Origin of the sequence: Streptomyces purpurogeneiscleroticus, assembly GCF_020024005.1 — a bacterium.
In the GTDB taxonomy this organism is placed as follows: domain Bacteria; phylum Actinomycetota; class Actinomycetes; order Streptomycetales; family Streptomycetaceae; genus Streptomyces; species Streptomyces purpurogeneiscleroticus.
The window spans coordinates 1-8321 of sequence record NZ_NHSG01000085.1 but is presented as its reverse complement, the minus strand read 5'-3'; the positions used below and the strand labels follow the sequence as shown (position 1 = coordinate 8321).

Annotated in this window: 5 protein-coding genes, 1 tRNA gene and 1 riboswitch; of the genes, 5 read left to right on the top strand and 1 reads right to left on the bottom strand. The window is 72.1% G+C overall.

Annotated features, from left to right (window positions below):
* The first annotated feature begins 497 nt into the window (after positions 1-497).
* The 3 genes from CCS38_RS02685 to CCS38_RS02675 all read left to right on the top strand — a co-directional run bounded on the left by CCS38_RS02685 (position 498) and on the right by CCS38_RS02675 (position 4517).
* Positions 498-2684, top strand: a complete 2187-nt coding sequence (locus CCS38_RS02685; RefSeq protein WP_223731557.1) for a DEAD/DEAH box helicase — start codon at positions 498-500, stop codon at positions 2682-2684.
* Positions 2685-2917: 233 nt separating this feature from the next.
* Positions 2918-2990 (top strand) — tRNA-Lys (locus CCS38_RS02680).
* 390 nt (positions 2991-3380) lie between these two features.
* A complete protein-coding gene (locus CCS38_RS02675; protein WP_372456972.1) occupies positions 3381-4517 on the top strand; it encodes a PP2C family protein-serine/threonine phosphatase in 1137 nt (378 codons plus the stop codon).
* 29 nt (positions 4518-4546) lie between these two features.
* On the opposite strand, the gene CCS38_RS02670 is transcribed toward CCS38_RS02675, so the two are convergent.
* On the bottom strand, positions 4547-5584 hold the full coding sequence (locus CCS38_RS02670; protein ID WP_223731556.1) for a DUF2332 domain-containing protein: 1038 nt from the start codon (positions 5582-5584) through the stop codon (positions 4547-4549).
* A 276-nt stretch (positions 5585-5860) separates the two neighbouring features.
* Positions 5861-6003: riboswitch (cyclic di-AMP (ydaO/yuaA leader) on the top strand.
* 11 nt (positions 6004-6014) lie between these two features.
* Here CCS38_RS02670 and CCS38_RS02665 point away from each other — a divergent pair.
* On the top strand, positions 6015-7235 hold the full coding sequence (locus CCS38_RS02665; protein ID WP_372456971.1) for a M23 family metallopeptidase: 1221 nt from the start codon (positions 6015-6017) through the stop codon (positions 7233-7235).
* A gap of 458 nt (positions 7236-7693) precedes the next feature.
* Positions 7694-8125 (top strand): VOC family protein, encoded by a 432-nt coding sequence (locus CCS38_RS02660; protein WP_223731555.1) that lies wholly within the window; start codon positions 7694-7696, stop codon positions 8123-8125.
* Positions 8126-8321 lie beyond the last annotated feature (196 nt).

The window sequence follows — 8321 nt, the reverse complement described above, 5'->3', positions numbered from 1 at the left end:
CCACGCCGAGCCAGGACCCGCCCCCGAGCAGCCCCTCGCAGACCGGCCCGCAGTCGGGCACCCCGGACTCCGCGCAGCCCGGGAGCGGCGATGCTTCGTAACCCGGCGGTGCTTCGTAGCCCGGCGGTGCTTCGTAAGTCACAGCTGGATGGCCGGCAGCCTCTCCGGGGCGTGGTGCCGTAGGGGCGGAGACCGGCCGTTGACCGGCGGAAACCGGACTATCGGCGGACTGTCGGCGGGCGACCGGGGGACGGGCGGCGGTGCCGGGCCGGTGCCGCCCGGTAGCGCATTTGCCTTCAGGGGGGCCGGGTGCGTATGGTGGTAGATCGTTTGATCCCATTTGCCCGGCGCCCACCGGATCCTCTTCTCCGAAGAGGACGAAGCGCGTCGCGTGGCGCGTTCTCTCCTTGCCGTGGCTGACCGCATAGAGGCGGTCTTTTGTGAAACAACACGGAGTTTGGGCGCGTGCCGAGACTCCGGAAGGTTTCGCATTTCGCATGTCCATTTCCACTGACCAGTCCGCCATGCCCGCACACGACGAGCAGGCCCTCCTCACCGACGACCAGGCCGTACGCCAGGACGAGCAGGCCATCGCCGCCGTCGAGGCCGTCGAGTCCACCGAGGCCGTCGCCGACGAGCCGCAGGCCCCCGAAGAGCCGCAGATCACCTTCGCGGACCTGGGCCTGGACGAGAAGATCGTCCGCAAGCTCGCGCAGAACGGTGTCACCACCCCGTTCCCGATCCAGGCGGCGACCATCCCGGACGCCATCGCCGGCCGCGACATCCTCGGCCGCGGCCGCACCGGCTCCGGCAAGACCCTCTCCTTCGGTCTCCCGCTGCTGACCCAGCTGTCCGGCGGCTTCACCGAGAAGAAGCGCCCGCGCGGCGTCATCCTCACCCCGACCCGCGAGCTGGCCATGCAGGTCGCCGATGCGCTGCAGCCGTACGGCGACGTCCTCGGCCTGAAGATCAAGGTCGTCTGCGGCGGTACGTCGATGGGCAACCAGATCTACGCCCTGGAGCGCGGCGTCGACATCCTCGTCGCCACCCCGGGCCGGCTGCGCGACATCATCAACCGCGGCGCCTGCTCCCTGGACAAGGTCGAGGTCGCGGTCCTGGACGAGGCCGACCAGATGGCCGACCTGGGCTTCCTGCCCGAGGTCACCGAGCTGCTCGACCTGGTGCCGGCCGGCGGCCAGCGGATGCTCTTCTCCGCCACGATGGAGAACGAGATCGGCACGCTGGTCAAGCGGTACCTGAACAACCCGGTCAGCCACGAGGTCGACAGCGCTCAGGGCAACGTCACGACCATGACCCACCACGTCCTGGTCGTGAAGCCCAAGGACAAGGCGCCGGTCACCGCCGCCATCGCCGCCCGTAAGGGCCGCACGATCATCTTCGTCCGGACGCAGCTGGGCGCCGACCGCGTCGCCGAGCAGCTGTGCGACTCCGGTGTCCGCGCCGACGCGCTGCACGGTGGCATGACGCAGGGTGCGCGTACTCGTACGCTCGCCGACTTCAAGGACGGCTACGTCAACGTCCTGGTCGCCACCGACGTCGCCGCCCGCGGCATCCACGTCGACGGCATCGACCTGGTCCTGAACGTGGACCCGGCCGGTGACCACAAGGACTACCTGCACCGTTCCGGCCGTACGGCCCGCGCCGGCCAGTCCGGCACGGTGGTCTCCCTGGCCCTGCCGCACCAGCGCCGGCAGATCTTCCGCCTGATGGAGGACGCGGGCGTGGACGCCTCGCGCCACATCGTGGGCGGCGCCGGCCAGTTCGACGAGGACGTGGCCCGGATCACCGGTGCCCGGTCGCTGACCGAGGTGCAGGCCGAGTCGGCCGCGAACTCCGCCAAGCAGGCCGAGCGCGAGGTCGCCGAGCTGACCCGCGAGCTGGAGCGGCTGCAGCGCCGCGCCGCCGAGCTGCGCGAGGAGGCCGACCGGCTGACCGCCCGTGCCGCGCGTGAGCGGGGCGAGGACCCGGAGGCCGCGGTGCAGGCCAAGGCCGAGGCGGAGGCGGAGAGCGCCGCTCAGGCCGAGGTGTCGCTGCCGGCCCAGGCCGCGCGCACCCCGGAGGCCGACGAGGCGCCGCGCCGCTCCACGTACCGCGACGAGCGCGGCAACTTCGAGCGCCGTGACCGTCGCGACGACCGTGGCGGCCGTTCCTTCGAGCGCCGTGACGACCGCAACGACCGTGGTGGCGACCGCGGTGGTGACCGTGGTGGTTTCAACCGTGACCGTCGGGACGACCGTGGTGGCCGTTCGTTCGACCGCAACGACCGGAACGACCGCGGTGGCGACCGTGGCGGTTTCAACCGTGACCGTCGGGACGACCGTGGTGGCCGTTCGTTCGACCGCAACGACCGGAACGACCGCGGTGGCTTCAACCGTGACCGTCGGGACGACCGTGGCGGCCGTTCGTTCGACCGCAACGACCGCGGCGGTGACCGCGGCGGCTTCAACCGTGACGACCGTGGCGGCCGCTCCTTCGAGCGTCGTGACCACCGTGGCGGCGACCGCCCGTTCAACCGTGACCGCCGCGACGACCGTCCGTCGTCCTTCGGCCGCGACAACGACCGTCGCCCGCACGGCCGCCGGGACGACCACCGCGGCGGTAACGCCGGTGGCCGCTCCTTCGACCGTCGCGCCGACAAGCCGCGCTGGAAGCGCAACGGCTGATCAGGCGGAGCGCGTACCGCGGAAACGTCCATGCAGTACTGAGGCGTCCGCACAGCGCTGAATCGTCTGCGCACCGCTGACAGACCGGTGGGTCCGTCCTCCAAGGACGGGCCCACCGGCGCGTTTGTACCGGGTGTCACGCCCCCGCACCGGGTCTCTCCGAGCCACTCCGACCCCGCCGACCCCCAATGCCTTCCAGTTGTGGTCCGAGCGCGGGCTATGCTGCTCGGTGCGGGCCATTAGCTCAATTGGCAGAGCAGTGGACTTTTAATCCATTGGTTCAGGGTTCGAGCCCCTGATGGCCCACCGATAGAGCGTCCTCACCCCCGGGAAACCGGGAGTGAGGGCGCTTCTGTCGTGTGTGGGGGCGCCTGCTGTTGTGGTGGGGCGCGCGCTGCGGTCGCGCACACCGTTCTGCCGCGAATCTTCCGGCGGTGGGGAACACCTGTGCGGCGGTCAGGAGTTGAAGAAGTGTTCAGAGGCAGCCGGAGGGGCTCGGGGGCGTGATCGTGCCCCGTCCGGCCCTTGAAGAGTCGCCGTGCGGCGCCATGGCGGACACCCTGGGACGGCGGTACGGCGATGGTGACGGGAGCGGTGGACGGGACGGCGCACGGCACGGGGACCGGGGCGGCGGGCGAGACGGCGTACGGCATGGACAGCGGCGCGGAGAGCGGCGCGGGAAAGAGGCCGGAGCGGATGGGGCGAGGCGAAGCGGGCGTGCCGGGCGACCGGGAGCGGCAGGCCCGTCGGGACGGGCTGTCGCCGGTCAGCCGCCGGCTGGTCTGCTGGCTGCCCGCCGTGCTCCTGGCCGGCGGTCTGGCCTTCGACCTGCTGACCCCGGCCCAGTACACCGCCGCGCCCTTCTTCTCGGCTGCGCCGCTGGTCGCCGCGCCGCTGTACTCGCTGCGGAACACGGCGCTCGTCAGCGTCCTCTCCGCACTGGCGGAGCTGGGCGTGGTCGTCGCCCACGGCCGGGCCGGCAGCTACGAGTCGTACACCGAAGCGGTGACCGTCCTGGTCGTCGCCTTCCTGGCGCTCGGGATCAACCGGGCGGTGCGGATGACCGACGCCCGGCTCGCCTCCGTGCGCGACGTGGCGGAGGTCGCCCAGCGGGCCGTGCTGCCGCTGCCGCCGGACCGCATCAGCGGGCTCGACGTCGCCGCGCGGTACGAAGCGGCGCAGGCGGACGCCCGTATCGGGGGCGATCTGTACGCCGTGCAGGACACCCCGCACGGCGTACGGCTCATCGTCGGCGACGTGCGGGGCAAGGGCCTGGAGGCGGTGGAGGCCGCCGTGATCGTCATCGGGGCCTTCCGGGAGGCCGCGGAGCAGGAGGCCACGCTGGAGGCCGTGGCGGGGCGGCTGGAGCGGGCGCTGCAGCGCGAGGGGAGCCGGCGGGAGGGGCTGGATCAGTTCGAGGGGTTCACCACGGCGGTGCTCGCCGAGGTGCCGTCCGAGGAGCGCGGGGTGCTGCGGGTGCTGAACCGCGGGCATCCGGCGCCGCTGCTGCTGTGCGCGGACGGCACGCTGCGCGAGCTGGAGCCGCGGACACCGGCGCTGCCGCTCGGGCTGAGCGAGGTCGCGGGCTGGCCGGACCGGGCCGACCAGGCCGATTTCCCGCCCGGCGCGATGCTGCTGCTGTACACCGACGGGGTGTCGGAGGCGCGGGACTCCGGGGGCGCGTTCTACCAGCCGGCGGTCCGGCTGGCCGGCCGGGCGTTCAGTGGCCCCGATGCGCTGCTGGACGCCCTGATCGACGACGTGGCGCGGCACACGGGAGGGGAGATGGCGGACGACATGGCCCTGCTGGCGGTACGGCGGCCGGAGGGGTAGAGCTCCCTGGGTGGCCCGCCTGCCCCGGGTCAGCCCGCCTGCGGTGCCTCTTCCAGCCACTGCACGCTCTGCCCGTGCTGGCTCGTCAGGGCGACCGGGTGGCCGTCGACGGCGAGGGTGAGCCGGTGCGCGTCGGCGGGGCGCGGCCCGGGCAGCCACGGCAGCACGCTGTGGTGCTCGTTGGAGACCCAGTGCCCGGCCCGGTCCGCCAGGACCGACCGTACGACCCGGGCGAACTCCTCGCGGCGCTCCAGCGGCAGATACGTCAGTACGGCCGTGTGGAAGACCACCAGCGTGGCGTCGCGCGGCGCCTGCGCGGCCAGCGCGGGCAGCTCGTCCAGGAGGTCGCCGCGTACGAGCGGAGCGGGCGGTGCCTGCCGTACGGCCTCGATGGCGCCCAGCTGGCGCCCCTGGCGTTCCGCCGCGTCGGGCGTCGAACCGGGCCAGACCAGCGCCTGGAGCCAGCGCACGTCGTCGGGGTCGGTCACGTCGAGCGGATTCAGGTCGATCCCGGCCCGCCAGACGATCCGCGGCAGCCCGGCCGGTACGGGCGTGCCCGGGGACGTACGGCAGGGAAAGACGACCGGGCTGTCCGCGGCGCCGAACTCCGGTCCGCCGTCGTACCGGTAGCGGTACCGGTCCGGGTGCAGGCACAGTCCGGCCGACGCGCCGACCTCCAGCAGCGCGAGCGGCTGGGGCAGGCGGGCGAGGAGGGGCAGGAGCGTGGCGCAGCGCGCGGGCTCATTGGTCTGCGTGAGCCGGCGCATCATGACGTCGCGCACGTCGTCCCAGTGCCGGATGGTCCACTCGCGCCAGGTGCGGTACGCGAAGTCGCCGCGCGGCCCCTGGTCGGCGTGCGGGCCGTCGAGGTAACGGACGGCGGCGAGCAGGAGATTGGGCTGCTGCTTGTTGCCGGGCGGCAGCGAGGCGCCGAGGAAGTCGCAGAATTCCGGGTCCCGGCTGATGCGGGCGGTCAGCTCCTCATGGGCTTCGGACTCGCCCCGCGCCTGCTGCCACGAGAACTCCGCGTACCGATCCGCCACTGCCTGCGCGCTGTTGACGACCATGATCAGACGTTACTGCTCTCACTGTACGTAATCACTGCGCACCCCTCCGCATAACAACTGATAAACGATCAGTCCGGTTCGGGTTTCCGATGCTCGGTCAACTCGCCCCCATTTGGCCATGACTGGACGCATAAGTCCAGCTCAGCGGGCGTATGGATTCCGGGGAACGCTTGGAATCCGGCCGTCCCGTCTATTACTGTCCGATAACGCAGCGCGGTCGGACCAGCCGTCGCAAGAGGCGGCACCGCGCGGCCGACGCCGAATCCCAAAAGCGCACTTTCACCACCGCAACACCTGCCCAGGGAACCGGGGAACCACCACCTTGGGGTGAATCGGACGACTCCCTCCGGAGCCGCCCGTAGGAGACCTTCCTGCTCCGAACCCGTCAGCTAACCCGGTAGGCGAGAAGGAAGGAAAGGAGTGCGCCCCCGTGGCGTCCAACAAGCCTGCCCCCACCCCGTCTCCGTACGGCACCCCCGACGCGTACGCCGCCCCCGACGCGTACGGCACGCACGATGCGTACGCCGCCCCCGATGCGTACGCAGCACATGGCTCGTACGAGTCCCCCCGGACGCACGCCGAGCCGGGGCCCGCCGACACCGCCGCCTTCCCCGCTTTCTCCGGGTTCTCCGCCGTGAGCGACCCGGGTGCGACCGACGGCCCGTGGGAGCAGTGGAACCCCACCGAGGAGTCCGTACGCCCGGTACGCGGCCGGCACCGCGTGGCCAAGCAGCGCGGCGGCGGTCTCGCCCGCAGCAGTACGGTCCTGGGCGTCGGCGTCATCGCGGCGGTCGGCGCGGGCGGCATGGCCTCCGCGCAGGGCAAGCCGCAGGTCGCCATATCCATGCCCGACCTGGGCAGCGCGGCCGAACGCATATCCGACAAACTCCCCGCGGCCGAAACCCTGCCGGGCATCGGCAGCCTGGTGTCCCAGGACTCCTCCGGGACGGGCACGGACGCCGCGCAGAGCGGTCCGTTCACCGGGGCGGCCGGCGGCGGGGCCGCTCAGGGCGGCGAGGCGCTCCGCGCCCGCATCCTGGAGCAGGCCGAACGCGCGCAGAGCTCCGCCGACCAGGAGGCCCGCGAGGCCGCCGAACGGGCCGCCGTGCAGCAGGCCGAGGCGGATGCGGCCGAGCGCCGGCAGCAGGCCGAGACCGCGAAGAAGAAGGCCGCGGCGGAGGCCAAGGCCCAGGCCGAGGAAGAGGCGCGCAAGAAGGCGGCCGCCGAACGGGCAGCCGAGCTCGCCGAACTGGCCAAGAGCTACACCCTCCCGGTCTCCTCCTTCACCCTCTCCGCCACCTTCGGTCAGGGCGGCGACCGCTGGGCCGCCGACCACACCGGCCTGGACTTCGCGGCGCCGACCGGCACCCCGGCCAAGGCCGTGCACGGCGGCACGATCACGCAGGCCGGCTGGGCGGGCTCGTACGGGTACCGCATCGTCGTCACCCTCGATGACGGCACGGAGCTCTGGTACTGCCACCTCTCCTCGATGGTGAAGACCTCGGGCAAGGTGAACACCGGTGACGTCATCGGCCGGGTCGGTGCCACGGGCAACGTCACGGGCCCGCACCTCCACCTGGAGGTCCGCCCGGGCTCGGACACACCGGTCGACCCGCTGGCGTGGCTGCGCAACCATGGCCTGAGCCTCTGACCGAGCGTCTGACCGAGCGCCTGACTGAGCCTCTGACCGAGCGTCTGACTCGCTGTCTGACTCGGTGTCTGGCCGAGCTCCTGACCGAGCTTCTGACCGACCTCTGACGACGACGTCGATGTGGCGAAGGGCCGAGAATGGCCGCTTTTACGGGCTTCCGTCCGCTCGTCCGGGGCACTTGTCTGCCGTTGCCGCCGCCTCTGCGCCCCGTTCCGCAGTGAACGGGAACCGGGCGCACATCAGGAGGGGAGAGGCGGTGGCCGACGGCCGGGTCTCCGCGTACCGCGGGCCCGCACGCTACGGCGGCTCTGATGGCCACCCGCACACCGCGGGGGGCCATCGGGCCGCCGGTCGTATCTTCGGCCGTCCGGCGCGCGCGGCCCACTCCACTCCCGCAGAATGAACGAGCCCCTGCCACCGCGCCCCAAGAAGGGCGCGCCGAGCCAAGGACGGCCCCAGTGGAGTGGACCCTCGAAGTCGTCACCGTCCCCGTCACCGACCAGGACCGTGCGAAGCGCTTCTACGAAGAGCAGTGCGGCTTCAAGACCGACGTGGACTCGCAGGTCGCCGAGGGGGTACGGATCATCCAGCTGACCCCGCCCGGTTCGCGCTGCTCGATCGCCCTGATCCAGGGACTGCCCCCGGCACCCGGCCAGTCCGCCATGGCCCCGGGCTCGCTCCAGGGCCTGCAGCTGTGCGTGGTGGACATCGAAGCGGCCCACGCGGAGCTGGTACGGCGCGGGGTGGAGGTCGGCCCGGTACAGCATCTCGGCGCCGAGGGCTGGACCGAAGGCCGCGGCGAGACGTGGAACTCCTTCATGTTCTTCAAGGACCCGGACGGCAACGGCTGGACGGTCCAGGAGGCCCCGTCCCCGCTCAGCAACCGCTGAGGCTTCTCCACCCAGTACCTGTGTACCTCTGTGTACCTGTCAGGGCTGCTCCGCTGAGCAACCGTCGGGACCGCTCCGCAGAGCAACCGTCGGGACCGCTCCGCAGAGCAACCGTCGGGACTGCTCCGCTGAGCAGCCGTCGGGGCCTCCGAGCATCCGGGTGATGACCCCTCACCTCCCGGAATAACTCCCCGCC

Coding starts and splice junctions, on each gene's coding strand:
- CCS38_RS02685 (WP_223731557.1), top strand. CDS start 498: ATGTCCATTTCCACTGACCAGTCCGCCATGCCCGCACACGACGAGCAG.
- CCS38_RS02675 (WP_372456972.1), top strand. CDS start 3,381: ATGGGGCGAGGCGAAGCGGGCGTGCCGGGCGACCGGGAGCGGCAGGCC.
- CCS38_RS02670 (WP_223731556.1), bottom strand. CDS start 5,584: ATGGTCGTCAACAGCGCGCAGGCAGTGGCGGATCGGTACGCGGAGTTC.